This is a genomic window from Pseudoxanthomonas sp. UC19_8 (genome assembly GCF_042700505.1).
GTDB lineage: Bacteria > Pseudomonadota > Gammaproteobacteria > Xanthomonadales > Xanthomonadaceae > Pseudoxanthomonas_A > Pseudoxanthomonas_A winnipegensis.
On sequence record NZ_CP170559.1, the window covers coordinates 3,688,290 to 3,708,816 of the forward strand.

The window sequence follows — 20,527 nt, forward strand, 5'->3', positions numbered from 1 at the left end:
CCGCACTAGGAGAACGCCATGAACGCCGTCACCAGCACCAAGCCGATGTCCACCGACCCGCAGTCCATCTTCAAGAAACGCTACGCCAACTTCATCGGCGGCGCGTGGGTCGAGCCGAAGAGCGGCCAGTACTTCGACAACATCACGCCGGTGACCGGCAAGGCCTTCACCCAGATCCCGCGCTCCAACGCGCAGGACGTGGACGCCGCGCTGGATGCCGCGCATGCCGCCAAGGACGCCTGGGGCGCCACCTCGCCGACCGAGCGCGCCAACATCCTGCTGAAGATCGCCGACCGCATCGAGGCCAACCTCGAGCTGCTGGCCTACGCGGAGACCTGGGACAACGGCAAGCCGATCCGCGAGACGCTCAACGCCGACGTGCCGCTGTGCGCCGACCACTTCCGCTACTTCGCCGGCGTGCTGCGCGCGCAGGAAGGCAGCATCTCGGAGATCGACAAGGACACCATCGCCTATCACTTCCACGAGCCGCTGGGCGTGGTCGGCCAGATCATCCCGTGGAATTTCCCGCTGCTGATGGCGTGCTGGAAGCTGTCCCCGGCGCTGGCCGCCGGCAACTGCGTGGTGCTCAAGCCCGCCGAGCAGACCCCGGCCTCGATCCTGGTGCTGATGGAAGTCATCGGCGATCTGCTCCCCGCCGGCGTGCTCAACGTGGTCAACGGCTTCGGCCTGGAAGCGGGCAAGCCGCTGGCCTCCAGCCCGCGCATCGCCAAGATCGCCTTCACCGGCGAGACCACCACCGGCCGGCTGATCATGCAGTACGCCTCGCAGAACCTGATCCCGGTGACGCTGGAGCTGGGCGGCAAGTCGCCCAACATCTTCTTCGCCGACGTGATGGCCGAGGACGACGATTTCCTGGACAAGGCGGTGGAGGGCTTCGTGCTGTTCGCCTTCAACCAGGGCGAGGTCTGCACCTGCCCCTCGCGCGCGCTGATCCAGGAATCGATCTACGAGAAGTTCATGGAGAAGGTCATCGCCCGCGTGGAGGCGATCAAGCAGGGCAACCCGCTGGATCCCAACACCATGATCGGCGCGCAGGCCTCCGGCGAGCAGCTTGAGAAGATCCTGTCCTACATCGATATCGGCAAGCAGGAAGGCGCCGAAGTCCTCACCGGCGGTGCGCAGAACAAGCTGCCGGGCGAGCTGGAGGGCGGCTTCTACGTCAAGCCCACCGTGTTCAAGGGCCACAACAAGATGCGCATCTTCCAGGAGGAGATCTTCGGGCCGGTGGTGTCGGTGACGACCTTCAAGGACGAGGCCGAGGCGCTGGCCATCGCCAACGACACGCTCTACGGCCTGGGCGCCGGCGTGTGGAGCCGCGACGCCTCGCGCCTGTACCGCATGGGCCGCGCGATCCAGGCCGGCCGCGTGTGGACCAACTGCTATCACGCCTACCCGGCGCATGCGGCCTTCGGCGGCTACAAGCAGTCGGGCATCGGCCGCGAGACGCACAAGATGATGCTCGACCACTACCAGCAGACCAAGAACCTGCTGGTGAGCTACTCGCCGAAGAAGCTCGGCTTCTTCTGACCGGTTGGAAGGATCGCATCGCACCTCCCCGCGTCGGGATGCGATCCATCGCCGCGGTGCGCTGACCTGGCCACAGGCCGGCGCGCCGCAGCCTCTGCAACCGCGTTCGAGGAGCTCCATATGGCCGTCTGCAACGACGACCAGCGGCGAAGCGGTGTCCGGCACGTGCCGGCCGCTGCACGTCTTCGCACCCCGTCTTCCACCTCTCCTGCCCAGCGGATGCCGTCGCGGCGCGCGCTGAGCCGTGCGCTGGCGCTGGCCCTGCTTGGAGCCTGCCCCGCCCTCATGCCCGCGCTGGCCGCCGACACCGCGACACCCGGCATCACCACGCTGCCCACGCTCGACGTGGTCGGCGTGACGCCCAATGGCGATGCCACGCTGCCGGCGGACAAGTCGCCGTATCCGGTGCGTGGGCTGGATGCGGACCAGCTGGACCGCATGACTTCGGTCGACCTGACCGAGGCCATGGATCGCCAGGTGGCCGGCATCAGCCTCAACAGCGTGCAGGGCAATCCGCTGCAGCCGGATGTGCAGTTCCGCGGCTTCACCGGCTCGCCGCTGCTGGGCATCGCCCAGGGCATCGCGGTCTACCAGGACGGCGTGCGCGTCAACGAGGTCTTCGGCGACACGGTCAACTGGGACCTGCTGCCGCAGCAGGGCATCGACCGGCTGGACGTGGTCACCGGCGCCAACCCGGTGTTCGGCCTGAACACGCTGGGCGGTGCGATCGTGCTGCGGTCCAAGAACGGCTTCGACGATCCGGGCACGACGCTGTCGTATGAGGCCGGTTCGTTCGGCCGCGAGGTGGCCAGCGTCGAGTCCGGCGGCAACAACGGCACGCTGGGTTACTACGTGCTGGCCGACAACCTGCACGAACAGGGCTGGCGCGATCTCTCGCCCACCCACGCGCGCCATTACATGGCCAACTTCGGCTGGCGCGGCGAGCGCGCCGCGCTGGATCTGGATCTGGCCAAGGCCAGGACCAATCTCACCGGCAACGGCGCGCAGTCGATCCAGGCCATGCGCCGCGACTACGCCAGCATCTTCACCGCGCCGGACCAGACACGGAACGACCTGACCCAGGCCAGCCTGCACGGCCGCTACGACCTCGCCGACGATCTGGTGCTGAGCGCGATGGCCTACCAGCGCACGGTCAAGACGCGCTCGTTCAACGGCGACACCAGCGACGCGGAAGCCTGTGAGGACGATCCCGCTTTTTTGTGCGAGGACGAGGACGACCAGGGCCAGCAGGCCTTCGTCACCGACCAGAACGGTGATCCGGTCTCCTCCGACTACGACGCGGTGAACAACATCGGCCACCGCCGCCAGCGCGCGCACGGCGGCAACGTGCAGCTGGTGTTCTCGCGCCCGCTCGGCGGCCACGATAACCAGCTTGTGATCGGCGGCGACTGGCTCAGCGGCAACGTGCGCTATTCCAGCATCGTCGCGCCGGCGGTGCTGCTGGAGGACCGCAGCACCTCGCGCGATTCGGGCCTGCAGATTCCCGATGAGGCGCTGGACGTGTTCGCCAGCACGCGCACCTACGCCTGGTACGCCACCGACACCTTCAGCCTCACCGACGCGCTGGCGCTGACCGTCTCGGCCCGCTACAACCACACCCGCACGCGCATCGCCGATCGCTCGGGCGAGAACCCGGACCTCAACGGCGAGCACACGTTCTCGCGCCTGAATCCGGCCGCGGGCCTGGCCTGGAAGTCGAGCAACTCGCTCACCGCCTACGGCAGCTACAGCGAGTCCACCCGCGCGCCCACGCCGGTGGAACTGACCTGCTCGGACGAGGACGCGCCGTGCAAGCTGCCCAACCAGTTCGTCGCCGATCCGCCGCTCGACCAGGTAGTGGCCAAGAGCTGGGAGGCCGGCCTGCGCGGCCGCGGCGCCGGCGTGCAGTGGCAGGCCGGCGTGTTCCGCACCACCAGCCATGACGACATCCTGTTCCAGGCCGTCGGCGGGGCGACCTCCAACGAGGGCTTCTTCGCCAATGTTGGCGACACCCGCCGCCAGGGCCTGGAGCTGTCCGCACAGGGCCGCCTGGCGGGCGACCGGGTGGAGTGGTCGGCCAGCTATGTGTGGCTGGATGCGACCTACCAAGACGGCTTCACCGAGAACGCGGTCCACCACCCGCAGGCCGACGCCGACGGGCAGATCACCGTGCAGCGCGGCGATCGCATCCCGGGCCTGTCGCGGCACCAGCTCAAGGCCGGGGTCGAGTTCGCGCTGAGCGACGCCCTGCGCATCGGCATCGATGGCCAGTACCGCAGCAACCAGTACCTGCGCGGCGACGAGTCCAACCAGCTCGCGCCGCTCGGCGGCTATGCGCTGTTCGGCCTGCACGCGCGCTGGGACGTGACCCCGCGCCTGCAGCTGAGCGCGCGCATCGAGAACCCCACCGGCAAGCGCTACGCCAGCTTCGGCACGTTGGGCGAGCCGGGCGACGTCTTCCCCGGGGATTCCGATCCCCGGTTCCTGGGGCCGGGCGCCCCGCGCGGTGGCTGGGTCGGGGCCCGCTACCGCTTCTAGTCCACCGCATCCCCAAGGCAACCCATTACCCAGGAGAGCGACACATGCACATCCATCGTCCCACCACCCAGGCGCTCAAGGCACTGGCCGTGGCCAGCGTGCTGGCCTGCAGCGGCGCGGCCAGCGCCGCCGATGCCCCGTATGCCCCGGTGACCGACGCGCGCCTGAAGGCCGCCGCCAGCGACAGCGGCTGGCTGATGTACCGCCGCGACTACACCAGCCGCGGCTATGCGCCGTTCAAGACCATCGACACCGGCAACGTGGCCAACCTCAAGCCGGCCTGGGACTGGAAGAGCGAGTTCGACATGGGCCACGAGGCCCCGCCGATCGTCAACGGCGACTATCTGTTCATCACCACGCCGAAGAACCACCTGATCGCCTTCCAGGCCAGCACCGGCAAGAAGCTGTGGGAGTACGCCCACGACCTGTCCAACGTCGGCCTGAAGACCATCTGCTGCGACGTGGTCAATCGCGGCGTGGCGCTGTACGAGGACAAGGTCTACATGGCCACCCTGGACAACCACGTGGTCGCGCTGAACGCGCAGACCGGCGATGTGGCCTGGAACGAGCAGCTCAACGCGCCCGACGTGGGCTATGCGATGACCCTGGCCCCGCTGGTGGTCAAGGGCAAGGTGATCGTCGGCGTGTCCGGCGGCGAGTACGGCGCGCGCGGCTTCATCGAGGCGCTGGACGCCAAGACCGGCAAGCAGGTGTGGAAGCTGCACACCATCCCGCTGCCGGGCGAGCCGGGCGGCGACACCTGGCCGAAGGGCGCGGCCGAGACCGGCGGCGGCGCGGCCTGGCTGACCGGCAGCTACGACGCCGACACCGACACCCTGTTCTGGGGCGTGGGCAATCCCGGCCCGTGGCTGGCCACGCTGCGCCCGGGCGACAATCTGTACACCGACTCGGTCATCGCGGTGAACCCGGCCGACGGCAAGATCAAGTGGCACTACCAGTACACGCCCAACGACACCTGGGACTACGACGGCACCAACGAGACGGTGCTGACCGACATCACCTACAAGGGCAAGAAGTACAAGGCCATCGTCAGCGCCAGCCGCAACGGCTGGTTCTATGCGATCGACCGCACCAACGGCAAGCTGATCTATGCCGAGAAGTTCGCCACGGCCACCTCGGTCAGCGGCTTCAAGGACGGCAAGCCGGTCACCGATCCGGCGATGCGCCCGACCGTGGACAAGGAAGTGTTCACCTGCCCCAGCTTCCTGGGCGGCAAGAACTGGTGGCCGATCTCGGTCAGCCCCGACACGCACATGGCCTACGTGCCGACCCTGCACACCTGCATGACCATGAAGGGCGCGGCGGTCAGCTACAAGGCCGGCCTGCCGTTCCTGGGCGAGACCTTCCTGGTCAAGCGCGACCCGGCCTTCCCCAACCACTGGGGCGCGGTGCAGGCGATCGATCTGAACACCGGCAAGCAGGTCTGGAACTTCCCGTCCGAGCTGCCGTGGAACGGCGGCATGTTGACCACCGCCGGCGGCCTGCTGTTCTCCGGCAGCGCCGATGGCTACCTGTACGCCTTCGACGCCAAGACCGGCAAGGTCCTGTGGAAGAGCCCGCAGATGGCCTCCGGCGTGCTGGGCGTGCCCTCCACCTGGACCGTCAACGGCAAGCAGTACGTCGGCGTGTACGCGGGCTGGGGCGGCGGCGTGCCGATCTGGGGCGGCGAGATGGCCAAGGATCCCAAGGTCCGCAACATTCCGCTCGGCGGCCACCTGTACGTGTTCTCGCTGTAAGCATTCGCACCCCGGAGCCAGGCCATGAAACACACCCCGCACCCCACCCTCCTCCGTTCAGTCCTGTCGCTGGCGCTGTGCGCCAGCGGCATCGGCGCCGCCCAGGCCGCCGTCTCGGTCTGCGTGGACAGCTCCAGCCCGACCGCGGCGATGGACAAGGCCATCGCCGCGGCCGTGGCCAGGCAGCAGAAGACCACCTTGTCGGTGCACGAGTTCGACGGCACCGGCGATGACGATGAAGGCTTCGACCTGAAGGAGTTCAACAAGCTGGCGGCCAAGGATTGCCAGCTGGTGCTCGGCTTCCCGGTCGATGCCAGCGCCTCGGGCGTGCCCGAGGGCCTCAAGGCCACCGCCGCCTACGGGCGCACCGGCTTCGTGCTGGTCACTCCGCACGGCAGCCAGGCCCGCTCGCTGGCCACGCTGCCGGCGGGCAGCCCGGTCGCGGTGACCTACCAGACCACGCCCAACCTGTACTTCGCCGATTACCCGAAGCTGCAGGCCGACGTGCACCTGACCAACGACGACGCCATCGAGGCGCTGGAGCAGCACAAGGTCGGCGCGGCCATGCTGTGGCGTCCGGCGGTGGTCGGCTGGCTGAGCGCGCATAAGGACGCCGCGCCGTTCGACTACGCCGAGCTGGACGAGCCGCACGCGCGCTGGAACCTGGTGGCCCTGTACGACCCGGCCAACGCCGCGGCCGCGCAGGCCTTCGAGGCCAGCGTCGCCACGCTCGGCGCCGACGGCACGCTGGGCAGGCTGCTGGATCCCTACGCGGTGCTGGCCACGCCGCAAGGCGGCGGCAAGGCGCAGGCCAACGCGACCACGCAGGCGATGTTCAGGCGCGGCGCGCAGCTGGCCTGGAACGGCGCCGGCGCAGGCCCCGCGGCGGCCGCCACGGCCGCGGCCGGCGATGCGCCCAAGCTGTTCACCGCCGCGCAGGCCGACAAGGGCAAGCAGGAGTACGCCGACAACTGCGCGCTGTGCCACGGCGACACGCTGGCCGGCCGCGCCGGCCCGGCGCTGAAGGGCAAGCACTTCGCCAACCCGGCGGCGGGCTTCCACGTGGGCGACATCTTCACCATCGTCTCGCAGAACATGCCCGCCACCCAGCCGGCCAGCCTGGACCACGATACCTACGCCAACATCATGGCCTTCATCCTGCAGGAGAACGGCTACCCGGCCGGCGACAAGCCGCTGACCTTCGACGAGGCCAAGGCCTCCAAGGAGCCGCTGGTCTACCGCGGCAACGAGCCGTAAGCGCAACGCCGCCGCGACGGTCTCCCCGTCGCGGCGGTCGCCTCACCGCCCCGTCGACGGCGCTCCCCGCGCTCCGTCGATCCCCGGCCCTGCGCCGGGCGAGCCGGGCAACGTCCGATCCCGACGGACGCACGCCACGCAGCACCCAGGCCGCCCGCACGACGCCACCGGCGACGTGCGCCAGCCGCCGCTTTGCCTGACGCCCGCTCGCCCTGCGGCCGTGCGCCAGGTCCAACCGACGCCGGCCGCGGCATCGACCGGCCCAACGACGTGCATCCCGGGGAGGGAACTGACATGAGCAAGCAAGCACACGCCCGCCAACACCGCCATCGCCACCTGCCGCTGCGCCTGCTGTCGGCCGGCCTGCTGGTGGCCGCGCTGCCGGCCGCCCAGGCGGTGGAGATGACCGCTGGCGACTGGAAGATCGATGTGGGCGGTTACATCAACGCGTACTACACCTCGGTCAGCTGCGGCAGCCAGACCGTCGGCGGCCTGGCCCTGGCCGGCCGCGCGCTGGGCTGCGGCGGCGAATCCAGCCGCACCACGATCGGCAACGGCCTGCTGCCCAACGCGCTGGTGACCAAGTTCTCCACCGAGCAGGAGGGCTACCAGCTCGGCGGCACGATCGGGATCATGGCCCACACCGCCACCGACAGCGCCATCGACGCCAACAGCGGCGTGGACGTGCGCCAGGCCTTCTTCACCATCGGCAACGATCGGATCGGCAGCTTCAAGCTGGGCCGCGACTACGGCGTGTTCGGCTCCAACGCGATCCTGAGCGACATGACGCTGATGGGCGTGGGCGCGCCGGTGCAGGCGACCCAGCGCGGCCGCGTCTCGCTGGGCCATATCGGCGCCGGCTACACCTACCTGGGCAACTACGGCCAGATCGCCTGGACCTCGCCGGCGGCCGGCGGCTTCAGCGCCACCGTCGCGGTGGTCAGCCCGGTCGGCAACAACGGCGCCTACGAGGCCAAGTCGGTGCCGCAGGTGCAGGCGCAGCTGCTGTGGAAGAACGACAGCTTCAAGGCCTGGGTCGGCGCCAAGACCCAGCGCTTCTACAACCGCCTCGACGAGGACGATCAGTTCACCATGCGCGGCTTCGAGGCCGGCGCCGCGGTGACGGCCGGGCGCTTCGGCGGGCTGGTCAACGTCCAGACCGGCACCGGCCTGGGCATCCTGGCCGATGGCGACCAGCAGGACACCAAGTCCACCAACTGGCTGGCGCAGGGCACCTTCGGCCTGACCGACAAGGTCAAGCTGGGCGCCAACTACGGCATCAGCCGCAACCGCGACCAGACGCCCGGCACCGGCGGGCTGAAGTCCAACGCCAATGCGACGCTGGGCGTGTACTGGCAGCTCACCAAGGCGGTGACGCTGGCCCTGGAGGGCGGGCGCACCCGTTCGGAAGCCTTCGACGGCACCACCGTGGACATGAACGGCGGTTCGGTCGGCGGCATCATCTTCTTCTAGCGTTCCACCCCACGCCGTGCGCATCCGCGGGGGGTGCGTGCGGCGTGGGTCCTACCGAGCGCAAGCCGCTCCATCCCCGCTTCCCCCGCACGACCTGAGGACCCAACCCGATGCGCAAGCTGATCCCCCACCCTGCTGTTGCTGTGCTTGGGCCTGATGGCCCCGACCGCCTTCGCCAAGACCTGCAACGTCGCCATCAGCGGCGACGATGCGATGAAGTTCGACAAGACCGAGATCCGGATCGACGCGGCCTGCACCCAGGTGAGCGTGACCCTGACCCACACCGGCAAGCTGGCCGCCAACGTGATGGGCCACGACTGGGTGCTGGCCAGGACCGCCGACATGGCCGGCATCGATGCCGATGGCATGAAGGCCGGCATGGCCGCCGGGTTCATCAAGGCCGGCGACGAGCGCGTGATCGCCCACACCAAGGTGATCGGCGGCGGTCAGCGCGACACGGTGACCTTCTCCACGTCCAAGCTGACCAAGGGCGGCGACTACAGCTTCTTCTGCTCCTTCCCGGGCCACTCCACGCTGATGAAGGGCAAGTTCGTCTTCGGCTGAGCCACCGCGGCCGTGCATGCGTCACGGCTCGGGAATCGACGGGTCGGGGAATTGACCGGGATCAAGGCGGGGGCCGATGCGTCGGCCTAGCCTGCGGCTGGAGACACCCCCACAGGAGCTGTGAATCCCATGAACAAGACGATGAAAGCCGCCGTAGTCCGCGCCTTCGGCCAGCCGCTGACGATCGAGGAAGTGGCCGTGCCGCGGCCCAGGGCCGGCGATCTGCTGGTCAAGATCGAAGCCTGCGGCGTATGCCACACCGACCTGCACGCGGCCGAGGGCGACTGGCCGGTCAAGCCCAACCCGCCCTTCATCCCTGGCCACGAGGGCGTCGGCCACGTCGTGGCCGTCGGCGAGGGCGTCACCCACGTCAAGGAAGGCGACCGCGTCGGCATCCCGTGGCTGTACTCGGCCTGCGGCCACTGCGAGCACTGCCTGGGCGGCTGGGAGACGCTGTGCGAGGCGCAGCAGAACACCGGCTACTCGGTCAACGGCGGCTTCGCCGAATACGCGCTGGCCAACGCCGGCTATGTCGGCCATCTGCCGAAGAACGTCGGCTTCGTCGAGGTCGCGCCGATCCTGTGCGCCGGCGTCACCGTGTACAAGGGGCTGAAGGTTACCGACACCCGGCCCGGCAACTGGGTGGTGATCTCCGGCATCGGCGGCCTGGGCCACATGGCGGTGCAGTACGCCAAGGCGATGGGGCTGAACGTGGCCGCGGTGGACGTGGACGACGCCAAGCTGGCGCTGGCCACGCGCCTGGGCGCGACGGTGACGGTCAACGCGCGCACCACCGATCCGGTGGCGTACCTGAAGAAAGAGATCGGCGGCGCGCACGGCGCACTGGTCACGGCGGTCTCGCCCAAGGCCTTCGAGCAGGCCATCGGCATGGTCCGCCGCGGCGGCACGGTCTCGCTTAACGGCCTGCCGCCGGGCCAGTTCCCGCTGGACATCTTCGGCATGGTGCTCAACGGGGTGACCGTGCGCGGCTCCATCGTCGGCACGCGCCTGGACCTGCAGGAGTCGCTGGAGTTCGCCCAGGCCGGCAAGGTCGCCGCGACGGTGACCACCGACACGCTGGACAACATCAACGCGGTGTTCGCCAGGATGCACGCCGGCCAGATCGAAGGCCGCGTAGTGCTGGACATGGCGGCATAACAGGCCATGCTTGCGCACCGCGCGCGCCTGCCGGGATCCGCGTCGCGCACGCGGATCTTCACCCTTGCGGTGGACCGGCGTGTTCTCCTTGTCGCGTGCGCCCGGCCTGCCGACGCACGCGCCACCCGCGCGGCCCGAGGCTGCGCGGTGCGCCTTCTTTCCTTCCCCATGATGCCTTGACGTTGATGACCCGTTTTCGCCCTTCTTCGCTGCACGCGGCCTGCCTGGCCGCGCTGTCCGCCTCCGCCCCTGCCCTGGCCGATGAGCCCGCCGCGCCTATAGATGCGCTCACCCTGGACCGCATCGTGGTGACCACGCGCCTGGAGCGCGTCCCGGCCTTCCGCGTGCCCGCGTCGGTGTCGAGCATCGACCTGGGCGAAGGCGGCCACAACGACGTCAACCTGTCCGACGAGCTGCAGGGCGTGCCCGGCATCCTGGCGCGCGACCGGCAGAACTACGCCCAGGACACGCAGCTGTCGGTGCGCGGCTTCGGCGCGCGCACCACCTTCGGCGTGCGCGGCATCCGCCTGTATGCCGACGGCATCCCGGCGGCGATGCCCGACGGCCAGGGCCAGGTCTCGCACTTCAACCTGCTCGGCGGCGGCCGCGTGGACGTGCTGCGCGGGCCGTTCTCGGCGCTGTACGGCAATTCCTCCGGCGGGGTGATCCAGCTGTGGAGCGCCGCGCCGACCCAGGCGCCCGAACTCACGGTGCAGACCACCTACGGCCGCGACGACAGCTGGACCGCCGGCGCCCGCGTGCGTGGCACCGCCGGCGCGGTGGGCTACAACGTGGCCGTGCAGCGCTTCATGACCGACGGCTATCGCCAGCACAGCGCGGCCGACCGCGATTCGGGCAATGCCAAGTTCACCTTCGACCTAGGGAGCGCCGGCACGCTGGACCTGGTCGGCAACGCCTTCCGCAGCGATGCGCAGGATCCGCTGGGCCTGACCAAGGCGCAGGTCGACGCCGACCGCGCCCAGGCCACGCCGCAGGCCGATCAGTACAACACCCGCAAGTCGGTACAGCAGAACCAGCTGGGCGCGCTCTACACCCTGCCGCTGAGCGCGCAGCAGACCGTACGCGTGTCCGCCTGGGGCGGCAACCGCAAGGTGGTGCAGTACCAGTCCATTCCCGCCGCGACCCAGGCCAATCCCCTGCAGGCCGGCGGCGTGATCGACCTGGACAGCGACTACGGCGGCGCCGACGGGCGCTGGTCGTGGCAGGGCGAGGCGGCCGGGCGGCCGCTCGAGTTCACCGCCGGCACCAATTTCGAGAAGCAGCGCCAGCAGCGGCGCGGCTACGAGAACTTCGTCGGCAGCACGCTGGGCGTGCGCGGCCGGCTGCGCCGCAACGAGCGCGATGTGGTCGAGAACTTCGACCAGTACGCGCAGGCCTACTGGGAATTCGTGCCGCGCCTGTCGCTGCTGGCCGGCCTGCGCCATAGCCAGGTGCGCTTCTCCTCGCGCGACTTCTACATCACCGCCGGCAACCCGGACGACAGCGGCCGGCGCACCTATTCGGAGACCACGCCGGTGGCCGGCCTGAGCTTCGCCGCGCGCGAGGACCTGAGCCTGTACGTGTCGGCCGGGCGCGGCTTCGAGACGCCGACCTTCAACGAGATCGGCTACCGCGCCGATGGCGGCGCGGGGCTGGCCTTCGACCTGCAGCCCTCGATCAGCCGCAATGTCGAGCTGGGCGCCAAGTGGCATGCCCAGTCCGGCGCGCATGCCGAGCTGGCGCTGTTCCGCGCCAACACCGACGACGAGCTGGCCGTGGCCCGCAACGTCGGCGGCCGCAGCAGCTATCGCAACGTCGGCAGCGCGCGCCGCCAGGGCGTGGAGCTGAGCGCCGGCCTGCCGCTGGCGCAGGACTGGTCGCTGGACCTGGCCTATACCTATCTGGACGCCACCTTCCGCGACAGCTTCCCGATCTGCACCGCCGCCGGCTGCAACAACCCCACCACCCTGGTGGCCGCCGGCACGCGTATCCCCGGCACCGCGCGCAACCAGCTCAACGCGACCCTGGGCTGGCGCCACGGCGACTGGAGCGCACAGCTGGACGGCGAAGGCGTGGGCGATGTCACCGTCAACGACGCCGGCACCGCGCGCGCGCCAGGGTACTTCCTGGTCGGGCTCGAGGCCGGCTATCGCTGGCGCTACGCCAGCGGCGCGCTGAAGGGCTTCGTGCGCGTGGACAACGCGCTGGACCAGCGCTACATCGGCTCGGTCATCGTCAACGAAGGCAATGGCCGCTACTACGAACCCGGCCCAGGCCGCGGCGTCATGGTCGGCGCGCGCTGGACCTGGGGCGGCGACGGCTGATCGCCCCTACCCAACCCATCAGGAGCCCGTCATGGACACCCGCCAGGTCATCGCCACCCTGCCCGCCCTGCAGCTGATCGAACGGCTGCGCGGCCGCCACGGCCCGGTGCTGTTCCACCAGTCCGGCGGCTGCTGCGACGGCTCTTCGCCCATGTGCTACCCGGTCGGCGACTTCATCGTCGGCGACCGCGATGTGCGCCTGGGCGAGATCGGCGGGGCGGATTTCTATATCAGCCCCTCGCAGTTCGAATACTGGAAGCACACCCAGCTGATCATCGATGTGGTGCCCGGGCGCGGGGGGATGTTCTCGCTGGACAACGGCGAAGGGGTGCGCTTCCTGGTGCGCTCGCGGCTGTTCGCGGATGAGGAGTTCGAGGCGTTGCAGGCGGAGGGGAAGGTTTAGGTTCTATCTTCGCCGCTTGCGCTGTTGGCGTCGCTCGGAGGCAAGTGCGCAAGAGCAAAGTCCCTGGATTCCCGCGTTCGCGGGAATGACGATCTGAAAGGGCTGCTTCGGCTGTTGCTGTTGCTGTTGCTGTTGCTGTTGCTGTTGGTGTTGCTCGAGAGCTTCTGCTTTTGCTGTTGCTTTACCTGTCTGAGCCGTAAAGCACGCCGAGCACCGCAGCGAAGCAGGGCCGAAGAGGCGCCCTGTTTGAGCGAAGCGAGTTTGGGCGCCGTGCCCTGCTTCGCGAGGAGCGCAGGGGACCGATGCGAAGCATCGGCGTGCGTCCGGCGAGAAGCGGTTTTGGCTACTTTTGACAAGACAAAAGTAGCTCGCGCCCGTAGGCGCGAAAGCCTTTGCATCCAGCGCGCCGCAGGCGCGTGCTTTTAAAGCCTCGAGGCGCAGAAGCGGGTGCACCGAAGCACGCCCTCAGAACCGCACGAAGTACGGCACGGCAATCAACCCTAATCCCACCACTACCGTCACCCAAGCGCTATCCACAAACCAAGTGAACACCCCCAACGCCAAGCCACACAACGCCGGCACCAGCGCCCGCTGCCGCACCCCATACACCAGATAGCCGCTTCCGATCGCGCCGAACAGCAACCCCCAGATCAGATTCGCGGTGTCCATCGCGCGCGCCGCTAGCCGAGCGGCACACGATGCGCCGCGTCGGCGCCGACCACCGTGGTCCACGGCCTCACCGTCCAGCTGGCGACGATGCCCTCGACCACGTAGGGATCGCCTTCGGCGAAACGCCGCGCAGCACTGTCGTCCTCGCCCTGGAACAGCAGCAACGCCGACTCGGGCGGATCGCCGACCGCACCGCCCAGCACCAGCTCGCCGCGCGCCACCGCCTGGCGCGCATAGGCCAGATGGGCGGCCCGATGCAGCGGGCGGCGCTGCAGGTAGTCCGGGGCGGTCTGGTAGAACAGCAGGAAGTGCATGGGCGGCTCCGGCGGGGCGGGCGCCCAGTGTGGTCCCCGGCCAGGCCGGCTTCAATCGCGCCGCGCGGCTGAATGGTGTCGCCCGCAACCACCGCAGGATGGGACAAACCCGCGCCGTTGCGCGCTCTGCGCTTGCCCACGCCTGCTACGATTGGCGCCCTTTCGCGCGCCGGAGGCCATCGCCGCCGGCACGCGGAACGCGCCGCGTCGCGCCCCCTTCCTCCCGCCATGTCGAGTCACGCCGTGTCTTCTTTTGCATCCGTTGAACAGGTCCCGGGCGATCCCATCCTGGGCCTGACCGAGGCCTACAACCACGATCCCCGCCCGGGCAAGGTCAATCTGGGCGTGGGCATCTACTACGACGAAACCGGCCGCATCCCGCTGCTCAAGGCCGTGGCCAAGGTCGAGGAAGCCCTGGCGCTGGAGGCCAAGCCGCGCGGCTATCTGCCGATCGACGGCCTGCCGGCCTACACCCAGGCCACGCGCGAGCTGCTGTTCGGCAAGGACTCGCCGCTGCTGGCCGCCGGCCGCGTGGCCACCACCCAGACCGTCGGCGGCAGCGGTGCGCTGCGCGTGGGCGCCGAGACCCTGCGCAAGCTGCTGCCGCACGCCACCCTGGCGCTGAGCAAGCCCTCGTGGGAGAACCACCGCGCCGTGTTCGAGGCCGCCGGCTTCGAGGTCGGCGAGTACACCTACTTCGACGCGGCCACCCACGGGGTGGACTTCGCCGGCATGCTGGCCGACCTGAAGGCGCTCAAGCCCAAGACCACCGTGCTGCTGCACGCGTGCTGCCACAACCCCACCGGTGCCGACCTGACCGTCGAGCAGTGGAAGCAGGTGGCGCAGGTGTTGAAGGAGGGCGACCTGTTCCCCTTCATCGACCTGGCCTACCAGGGCTTCGACAAGGGCATCCGCGAGGACTCGGCCGCGCTGCAGGTGATCGTCGACGCCGGCATCAGCGACTTCATCGTCGCCAGCTCGTACTCCAAGTCGTTCTCGCTGTACGGCGAGCGCGTGGGCGCGCTGTCGATCGTGGCGGCCACCGCCGAGCAGGCCAAGGCCGTGCAGTCGCACGTCAAGCGCATCATCCGCACCATCTACTCCAGCCCGTCCACGCACGGCGCCGCCCTGGTGGCCGGCGTGCTGAACAACCCGGAGCTGCGCGCGGAGTGGGAAGACGAGCTGACCGCCATGCGCGAGCGCATCCATTCGCTGCGCGCGGGCCTGGTGCAGAAGCTGGCCGACGCCGGCGCCGGCGACTTCGGCTTCATCTCCAAGCAGGCCGGCATGTTCAGCTACTCGGGCTTGACCAAGGATCAGGTGGATCGCCTGCGCGAGGAACACGCCATCTACGCCATCGGCTCCGGCCGCATCTGCGTGGCCGCGCTCAACGCCGGCAACCTGGAGCGCGTGGCCCAGGCCATCGCCCAGGTGGTCAAGGGCTAGTCGTGCGTGGGTGAGGCGAGGGGTGAGGCGTGAGTGGATGTTCGACTCACTTTTCACTCCTCCACGCGCACTGCTTGGCCGGTACCTCCCTTCCGGACCGTCTGAGCAGATCAGATGGCACGAGCGCTCGCATCGAGCGGGCCATTCGCGTCGAGCGAGCCATGGCCGGGCGGGCACCGCAAGCCGCCAGCAAACCCTTCTCACCGTCATTCCCGCGAAAGCGGGAATCCATGGACGTTAGCTGCCGCTTGAAGGGCACTGGATTCCCGCGTTCGCGGGAATGACGGGGTTGAGCATCGCGCTTGGACGTCGGAAGCGAGCTCAGTCAGGAAGCGGGCGCCGAGTGGGAGGGTGCGCGCACGTGCAGCCCTTGCTCGCTCTTTTTTGCGATCTCAGCGCCACCTGCCCAGTGCCGCCTCGAAGCTCACTATCGTCGTTCCCGCGAAAGCGGGAACCCAGGGACTTTCGCGCCGAAGCGTCAAAGTCCATGGATTCCCGCTTTCGCGGGAATGACGGCGTTGGGCATCTTGCTTGAATGTCGGAAGCAGGCAATGAAGCACGGAAGGCCACGCAGATCCGCCCACACGCGGCTCCTGCTCACTCCTCACTCCTTTCCGCTCGCTCTTCCCTTCACCCCCCACCCTCTACACCCACCCACGCCCCCGCGGCGTCTGGCCGATGCCGGGGTTGAAGCGGTTGGTCGGGTCGAGCTGGCGGTAGAAGGCGGCCAGCGCCGGCTTGGCGCGGTAGAGGTGGCCGACGTTGTGTTCGGCCGGGTATTCGGCGCCACGCGCGTCCAGGCGCTTCCACATCGCATGCTCGATCGCCAGCGGGTCGCTGCCCTTGCGCGCGATGTAGTCCTGGTGGAACACGTGGCAGAAGAAGTGGCCGTAGTAGAGCTTGGCGATGAGCTGGTCGTCCAGGCCCGCGGGCAGCGTCTCGACCCAGTCGCGGTCGTCGCGGCGCAGGGCGATATCGAGCGCGACGATGTCCTCGACGCGGTCGCGGTGCACCTGGCGATAGCGGATCGCCGCGCCGGCGATGGCGAAGCGGTGCAGGAAGGCCTTGCGCCCCTCCTCCGCATCGCACTGGAACCAGTCGCCCTCGCGCCCGGCGAAGTAAGCGCGCAGGAAGGCGGCGGTCGCCTCGGCGCTGTCCCGGGTCACGCGAATCAGCAGGTGGTGCTCGAAACGCGCGCGGAACTCGCTCATGCGCCGCGGCAGGTGAGGCGGCAGCAGGCCGGCCAGGCACTGCAGCGCGTGGTCGCTGACTCCGTGCAGCCCCAGCCGCTCGAAGCACGCATCGACCCGGCTCTTCAGCGCGAACGCCCTGGGCACGCGCGCGGTGCCGAGGCGGTCGATCAGCAGGAAGGTGTCCTTGCCGTAGCGCTCGCCGATGTCGTAGGCGTCGCGATGGATGTACTCGCCGGCCACCGGCAGCGACGGCAGCGCGGTCAGCAGATGGCGACGCACGGCGGTGAGGTCGTCCGGCGCGTTGCTGCCGACGTAGAACACCACCGTGTCCTCCTTCGGGAAGGTATCCAGGCGCACGGCGAACAGCGCCAGCTTGCCGGCCGAGCCCGAGGCCTCGTGCAGCCGCGTCGGGTCGGCGTTGAAGCGCGCCGGCGTGGCGGCATCGACCTGGCGCACATGCGCGGCATAGGTGTGGTCGGAGGCGGCCCTGATCGGATCGTTGACGATATCGGCCGCGGTGTAGCGCCCGGCCTGCAGCCGCTTGAGCATGTCCTCCGGGTCCTCGCCCAGCGCGATGCCTAAGTGGTTGACCAGGCGCAGCACGCCGTCGGCGCCCAGCTGCGCGTACAGGGCCAGCTCGGTATAGGCCGGGCCGCGCCGCACCAGCGCACCGCCGGAGTTGTTGCACACCCCACCCAGCACCGAGGCGCCGATGCAGGACGAGCCGATCACCGAATGCGGTTCGCGCCCCAGCGGCGCCAGCGCGCGCTCCAGCGCATCCAGCGTGGCCCCGGGCAGGCACACCACCTGGGCGCCGTCGTTGATCAGCTGCACCCCGGTCAGGCGCAGCGTGCTGATCAGCAGGACCGGACGCTCGTAGTCCTCGCCATCGGGCGTCGAACCGCCGGTCAGGCCGGTATTGGCGGCCTGCATGATCACGATCACATCGGCGGCCACGGCGGCCTGCAGCACGCGCCACTGCTCGACCAGCGTGCCCGGCTGGACCACCGCCAGCACCGGCCCTTCGCCGAAGCGCTGGCCCTTGCGGAAGCGGCGCGTGCGCTTGTCGTCGGTCAGCACGTGGCGGCGGCCGACGATGCCGCGCAACGTGTCCAGCAGGGCCGCGTCGCCGCGCGCGCTCACGGCAGGCGGTCGGCCGGCAGCGCGTCTGCGGGCACCAGCATGTGCGGGCCCATGTCGGCGATGCTGCGTGTGCTGGTAAGCGTCATGGCCACGCGCATTTCCTTCTCGATCAGGCCCAGCAGATGCTCCACGCCTGCGCCGCCGGCCGCGGCCAGTGCGTACAGCCAGGCCCGGCCCAGCAGCACCGCGTCGGCGCCCAGGGCGAGCATGCGCACCACGTCCAGGCCGGTGCGGATGCCGGAGTCGGCCAGCAGCTTGATGTCGCCCTTGACCGCATCGGCGATGGCCGGCAGCGCGCGTGCGCTGGACAGCACGCCGTCGAGCTGGCGCCCGCCGTGGTTGGACACCACGATGCCGTCGGCGCCGAAGCGCACCGCATCGCGCGCGTCGTCCGCATCCAGGATGCCCTTGATCAGCATCGGGCCCTTCCAGAACTCGCGGATCCACTCCAGGTCCTTCCACGAGATGGAAGGATCGAAGTTGGCCGCCAGCCAGCCGATGTAGTCCTCCAGGCCGGTCGGCTTGCCCCGGTAGCGCGAGACATTGCCCAGGTCGTGCGGGCGGCCGTGCAGGCCCACGTCCCACGCCCAGCGCGGATGGGTCAGCGACTGCCAGTAGCGGCGCAGCGCCGCGTGCGGCCCGCTCATGCCCGAGTGCAGGTCGCGATAGCGCGCGCCGGGCACCGGCATGTCCACGGTGAACACCAGCGTCCTGACGCCGGCGGCCTGCGCGCGCTCCAGCGCGTGGCGCATGAAGCCGCGGTCCTTGAGCACGTACAGCTGGAACCACATCGGCCGCGTCAGCGTCGGCGCGACCTCCTCGATGGGACACACCGACACGGTGGACAGGGTGAAGGGGATGCCCTTGCGCGCGGCGGCCTGCGCGGCCTGGACCTCGCCGCGGCGGGCGAACATGCCGGTCAGGCCGACCGGCCCCAGCACCACCGGCATGGCCAGGGTCTCGCCGAACAGGGTGGTGGACAGGTCCAGCTGCGACATGTCCTTGAGCACGCGCTGGCGCAGCGCGATCTCGCCCAGGTCGGTCACGTTGCGCGCCAGCGTGCGCTCGGCGTAGGCGCCGCCGTCGGCGTAGTGGAACAGGAACGGCGGCAGCCGGCGCTGCGCGGCGGCGCGGTAATCGGTGGAGGAGGCGATGATCATGGCAGCGGGCGGTCCGGTGGGAGGCGCGAGGCGCGGGCGCGACGCGCCTCGTCCTCGTCGAGGGTCTTGAGCGAGCCGTGCACGAAGGCCAGGTGCTCGTGCGCGGCATGGCGCGCGCGGTCGGCATCGCCGGCCAGTACCGCATCCTTCAGCGCGCGGTGCTGGGCCAGCAGCGGTGCGAAGGTCTGCGGCGAGGTGTAGAGCTTCTCGCGGTTCTGCGAGATGTTGGACTGCAGCAGCCGGAACAGCGCGCGCATCACCTGCAGCAGCACCAGGTTGTGCGAGGCCTCGGCGATGGCCAGGTGGAAGTCCGCATCGGCCTGGGCCTGGCGGGCCGCGTCGCCCTGCTCGTGCGCGGCCAGCAGCGCCTCGAAGGCGGCGGCGATGCGCGCGCGGTCGGCCTCGGTCGCGCGCTGGGCTGCGTGCCAGGCGGTCGCGCCTTCCAGCGCGTGGCGGATCTCCAGCACGTCGAAGCGGTATTCCGGGTCGCCCTGGAACAGCGGCAGGTACGGCGCCAGCTGCGCATCGAGGGCCGCGTCCAGCGGCGCCGGCGCGCGCACATAGGTGCCGCCGCCGACCCGGCTGACCAGCAGGCCCTGGCTGGCCAGCTGGGCGATGCCCTCGCGCAGGGCCGAACGCGAGACCGCCAGTTCGAGGGCCAGGGCGCGTTCGGCCGGCAGGCGTTCGCCGGGCTTGAGCCCGCGGCGGTCGATCAGCGCGCGCAGCTGGGCCGCCACGCGGTCGGGGACGCGCTCGGCCGGGCGCGTGGCGACGGGCGGGGCATCAGCGGACAGGGGGTGGGATCGGGGCATGGCAGGACTCGCGGCGGTGGCCGGGCGCCCTCGCCCGTCCCATCGGCCGGTGGCGCGCCGCACTTGCGTGCGATTGCCACCCAATTGGTCATACCAAATAACGCTCGGCCTGGCCTAAATTAGGCGCTCCCGGCTCGATCGGTGTCAATCGCGAAGATTGCTTTCTCAATAGGTCCGACCAATCACCATACTCCGGGCCACACCTTCCACGTCCGGCGAGCGTGCGCGTCCCAGGCCGCGCCGAAGGCCTGGGCCAGCACCGCTTCCTCCACCCGCATGCGGCGGGCGAAGGCCGCCGTGGCCGCCAGCGCGATCACCGCCAGCGAGGCCCAGCTGCCCAGGCCCACGCCCAGGCCGTAGAAGCACGCCAGCGCGCCGGTGTAGGAAGGATGGCGCAGCCAGCGATACGGCCCGGCGGTGATCAGCGCATGGCCGGGCTGGATGCCCACATCCACGGTGAACTGCCGCCCCAGCACCGCGATCGCCCACAGCCGGAACGCCAGCCCGCCGACCACGATCGCCGTGCCGGTCCACAGCAGCGGCAGGCGCCAACCCGGCGGCCAGCGGCCGATGCCCAGCACGCTCAGCACCACGCCGACGAAGATCGCCGCGTACAGCACCGTCCACAGCATGCGCAGCGTGCCGCCGTCGCGCGCCGGATCGTCCTGACTGCGGCGCCGGTGGCTGATGAACACTTCCACCGCCCACCACGCGGCGCAGGCGATCCAGAACAGCAGTTGCGGCAGGTCGAGCCTCATCGTCTGATTC

The 20,527-nt window shown here is 69.8% G+C and carries 16 protein-coding genes; 10 read left to right on the forward strand and 6 right to left on the reverse strand.

Annotated features, from left to right (window positions below):
- Positions 1-18: 18 nt before the first annotated feature.
- The 9 genes from adh to ACFJIT_RS16330 all read left to right on the forward strand — a co-directional run bounded on the left by adh (position 19) and on the right by ACFJIT_RS16330 (position 13,022).
- Positions 19-1,548 carry an aldehyde dehydrogenase gene (gene adh / locus ACFJIT_RS16290; RefSeq protein WP_379654281.1) on the forward strand — a complete coding sequence of 510 codons (1,530 nt, stop codon included), beginning with the start codon at positions 19-21 and terminating at the stop codon, positions 1,546-1,548.
- A 285-nt stretch (positions 1,549-1,833) separates the two neighbouring features.
- Entirely contained in the window at positions 1,834-4,086 is a 2,253-nt protein-coding gene (locus ACFJIT_RS16295) for a TonB-dependent receptor (protein ID WP_379654282.1), read from the forward strand.
- A 44-nt stretch (positions 4,087-4,130) separates the two neighbouring features.
- Positions 4,131-5,843 carry a methanol/ethanol family PQQ-dependent dehydrogenase gene (locus tag ACFJIT_RS16300; protein WP_130520440.1) on the forward strand — a complete coding sequence of 571 codons (1,713 nt, stop codon included), beginning with the start codon at positions 4,131-4,133 and terminating at the stop codon, positions 5,841-5,843.
- Between the two features lie 24 nt (positions 5,844-5,867).
- The gene (locus tag ACFJIT_RS16305; protein WP_379654283.1) at positions 5,868-7,100 is read left to right on the forward strand and encodes a c-type cytochrome; all 1,233 of its coding nucleotides are present in this window, start codon (positions 5,868-5,870) and stop codon (positions 7,098-7,100) included.
- Positions 7,101-7,394: 294 nt separating this feature from the next.
- The gene (locus ACFJIT_RS16310) at positions 7,395-8,573 is read left to right on the forward strand and encodes a porin (RefSeq protein ID WP_379654284.1); all 1,179 of its coding nucleotides are present in this window, start codon (positions 7,395-7,397) and stop codon (positions 8,571-8,573) included.
- A gap of 156 nt (positions 8,574-8,729) precedes the next feature.
- Positions 8,730-9,137, forward strand: a complete 408-nt coding sequence (gene azu / locus ACFJIT_RS16315; RefSeq protein WP_379654285.1) for an azurin — start codon at positions 8,730-8,732, stop codon at positions 9,135-9,137.
- Positions 9,138-9,266: 129 nt separating this feature from the next.
- The gene (gene adhP / locus ACFJIT_RS16320; RefSeq protein WP_130524100.1) at positions 9,267-10,295 is read left to right on the forward strand and encodes an alcohol dehydrogenase AdhP; all 1,029 of its coding nucleotides are present in this window, start codon (positions 9,267-9,269) and stop codon (positions 10,293-10,295) included.
- Between the two features lie 185 nt (positions 10,296-10,480).
- Positions 10,481-12,619 carry a TonB-dependent receptor family protein gene (locus ACFJIT_RS16325; protein WP_379654286.1) on the forward strand — a complete coding sequence of 713 codons (2,139 nt, stop codon included), beginning with the start codon at positions 10,481-10,483 and terminating at the stop codon, positions 12,617-12,619.
- A gap of 31 nt (positions 12,620-12,650) precedes the next feature.
- The gene (locus ACFJIT_RS16330) at positions 12,651-13,022 is read left to right on the forward strand and encodes a DUF779 domain-containing protein (RefSeq protein ID WP_130520430.1); all 372 of its coding nucleotides are present in this window, start codon (positions 12,651-12,653) and stop codon (positions 13,020-13,022) included.
- A gap of 465 nt (positions 13,023-13,487) precedes the next feature.
- Here ACFJIT_RS16330 and ACFJIT_RS16335 read toward each other — a convergent pair whose 3' ends face one another.
- Together ACFJIT_RS16335 and ACFJIT_RS16340 are read right to left on the reverse strand one after the other, a co-directional pair.
- Positions 13,488-13,691 carry a hypothetical protein gene (locus ACFJIT_RS16335; protein ID WP_379654287.1) on the reverse strand — a complete coding sequence of 68 codons (204 nt, stop codon included), beginning with the start codon at positions 13,689-13,691 and terminating at the stop codon, positions 13,488-13,490.
- Between the two features lie 11 nt (positions 13,692-13,702).
- Positions 13,703-14,005 (reverse strand): YciI-like protein, encoded by a 303-nt coding sequence (locus tag ACFJIT_RS16340; RefSeq protein WP_130520427.1) that lies wholly within the window; start codon positions 14,003-14,005, stop codon positions 13,703-13,705.
- 243 nt (positions 14,006-14,248) lie between these two features.
- On the opposite strand from ACFJIT_RS16340, the gene ACFJIT_RS16345 reads away from it, so the two are divergent.
- Complete coding sequence (locus ACFJIT_RS16345) at positions 14,249-15,451, forward strand: aromatic amino acid transaminase (protein WP_379654288.1); 1,203 nt, start codon at positions 14,249-14,251, stop codon at positions 15,449-15,451.
- Positions 15,452-16,095: 644 nt separating this feature from the next.
- Here ACFJIT_RS16345 and dld read toward each other — a convergent pair.
- The 4 genes from dld to ACFJIT_RS16365 form a co-directional block, all read right to left on the reverse strand.
- Complete coding sequence (gene dld / locus ACFJIT_RS16350) at positions 16,096-17,787, reverse strand: D-lactate dehydrogenase (RefSeq protein ID WP_379654289.1); 1,692 nt, start codon at positions 17,785-17,787, stop codon at positions 16,096-16,098.
- On the reverse strand, positions 17,784-18,947 hold the full coding sequence (gene lldD, locus ACFJIT_RS16355) for an FMN-dependent L-lactate dehydrogenase LldD (protein WP_379654290.1): 1,164 nt from the start codon (positions 18,945-18,947) through the stop codon (positions 17,784-17,786). The genes dld and lldD overlap by 4 nt, the downstream gene beginning before the upstream one ends.
- Complete coding sequence (gene lldR, locus ACFJIT_RS16360) at positions 18,944-19,759, reverse strand: transcriptional regulator LldR (RefSeq protein ID WP_306994565.1); 816 nt, start codon at positions 19,757-19,759, stop codon at positions 18,944-18,946. Before lldR ends, lldD begins: the two co-directional genes overlap by 4 nt.
- A gap of 182 nt (positions 19,760-19,941) precedes the next feature.
- A complete protein-coding gene (locus tag ACFJIT_RS16365; RefSeq protein WP_379654291.1) occupies positions 19,942-20,517 on the reverse strand; it encodes a methyltransferase family protein in 576 nt (191 codons plus the stop codon).
- Positions 20,518-20,527: the final 10 nt, after the last annotated feature.

Excerpts from the sequence above, each read along its gene's own strand:
- adh (WP_379654281.1), top strand. The coding sequence starts at position 19 with ATGAACGCCGTCACCAGCACCAAGCCGATGTCCACCGACCCGCAGTCC.
- ACFJIT_RS16295 (WP_379654282.1), top strand. The coding sequence starts at position 1,834 with ATGCCCGCGCTGGCCGCCGACACCGCGACACCCGGCATCACCACGCTG.
- ACFJIT_RS16300 (WP_130520440.1), top strand. The coding sequence starts at position 4,131 with ATGCACATCCATCGTCCCACCACCCAGGCGCTCAAGGCACTGGCCGTG.
- ACFJIT_RS16305 (WP_379654283.1), top strand. The coding sequence starts at position 5,868 with ATGAAACACACCCCGCACCCCACCCTCCTCCGTTCAGTCCTGTCGCTG.
- ACFJIT_RS16310 (WP_379654284.1), top strand. The coding sequence starts at position 7,395 with ATGAGCAAGCAAGCACACGCCCGCCAACACCGCCATCGCCACCTGCCG.
- azu (WP_379654285.1), top strand. The coding sequence starts at position 8,730 with ATGGCCCCGACCGCCTTCGCCAAGACCTGCAACGTCGCCATCAGCGGC.
- adhP (WP_130524100.1), top strand. The coding sequence starts at position 9,267 with ATGAACAAGACGATGAAAGCCGCCGTAGTCCGCGCCTTCGGCCAGCCG.
- ACFJIT_RS16325 (WP_379654286.1), top strand. The coding sequence starts at position 10,481 with ATGACCCGTTTTCGCCCTTCTTCGCTGCACGCGGCCTGCCTGGCCGCG.
- ACFJIT_RS16330 (WP_130520430.1), top strand. The coding sequence starts at position 12,651 with ATGGACACCCGCCAGGTCATCGCCACCCTGCCCGCCCTGCAGCTGATC.
- ACFJIT_RS16335 (WP_379654287.1), bottom strand. The coding sequence starts at position 13,691 with ATGGACACCGCGAATCTGATCTGGGGGTTGCTGTTCGGCGCGATCGGA.
- ACFJIT_RS16340 (WP_130520427.1), bottom strand. The coding sequence starts at position 14,005 with ATGCACTTCCTGCTGTTCTACCAGACCGCCCCGGACTACCTGCAGCGC.
- lldD (WP_379654290.1), bottom strand. The coding sequence starts at position 18,947 with ATGATCATCGCCTCCTCCACCGATTACCGCGCCGCCGCGCAGCGCCGG.
- lldR (WP_306994565.1), bottom strand. The coding sequence starts at position 19,759 with ATGCCCCGATCCCACCCCCTGTCCGCTGATGCCCCGCCCGTCGCCACG.
- ACFJIT_RS16365 (WP_379654291.1), bottom strand. The coding sequence starts at position 20,517 with ATGAGGCTCGACCTGCCGCAACTGCTGTTCTGGATCGCCTGCGCCGCG.